Source organism: Oleiphilus sp. HI0067, from assembly GCF_001635735.1.
In genome coordinates this window covers 1-1,111 of record NZ_LWFI01000973.1, presented here as the reverse complement: position 1 = coordinate 1,111, position 1,111 = coordinate 1, and the positions used below count along the sequence as shown (strand labels likewise).

Annotated in this window: 1 protein-coding gene; it reads right to left on the bottom strand. The window is 46.9% G+C overall.

Annotated elements, in window-relative coordinates:
- The coding region (locus A3739_RS12600) for an efflux RND transporter permease subunit (RefSeq protein WP_197472296.1) at positions 1-1,111 on the bottom strand (1,111 nt) is incomplete at both ends.

The following is a 1,111-nucleotide window of genomic DNA, read 5'->3' as shown; positions in this document are numbered from 1 at the left end:
CGAGAGCAGTTTCATTCGCATCAAACTCAATCTTCGGAGCGCCCGGTTTTACTGATGCTTGGGTATGCAACACACCAGATTGCTGAGAAATAATTGCTCGTAGCTCTTCACCTAAAGTTCTTAACACATCCGTTTCAGGGCCAAACACCCGAAACTCAATTGGCGCTTCGACAGGCGGTCCTTGAGAGAAAGGCTTGGCAACAATTTGAACTTGAGTAAAGCTCTCGCTTAACTCAACTTGAAGCTCATCTATTAGGCTTGATGATGCCTCGACATCCTCAGCAGTCACCACCACTTCGGCGTAGTAGTTCTGGTTGCGATTATTCATCAATTGGTTGTAGTAAAACGCCGGAACACTATCCCCAATAGACCAAACCGTTTGTTTTACCTCTGCTTTATTACGAATCAACGCGTCTATTTCCTGCACTAGGGCATCTGCAGCAGGAACACTCGTATTTGATTCAAACCAAACGCGTAACTCGAACATGTCGCGATCAGCGGTCGGAAAGAATACTTTTGGCAAAGAGCCAACAGAAAGCACACCAAAAATACTCAAACCAAGTGCAGTCACAACCGCTAACCATGGCTTACGCAAACTGTGCGCGAGAAAACGCTGATAGCCTTCTGATTTTTCTTTTGAGCTAACACCAACCTGCCACCAGCGAGACTCATTTGGCTTGGCGAGCTTGTTCTCAAGCAAGGCACAGATAGCAGGAATCACAGTCATGGACAAACAGAATGAAGCGATCAAAGCCAATATCACGCTCACTGATATCGTACCAATGAAGTCTCCGGCATTACCCTCAATCAAGAGGATTGGCATGAACGCAAGAATAGTAGTGAGCGTTGATGCTAGTAGAGGCATAAACAGATGATCAAAAGCTTGTCGGATCGCTTCCGAGGACGCGAAACCCTGCTTTATTCTAGTGCTGACTTCATCCGTCATCACAATAGCGTTGTCGATCAACAGACCAATCGCGACAATCATGCCAAACATCGACATCTGCTGAACTTGGAGATTCAACACATTTAAAGCAAACAAGACACAAGCCGCTGCGAGCGGCAGCGAGCACGCCACGATTAACCCAGAGCGCCAGCCCATAAACAGCCA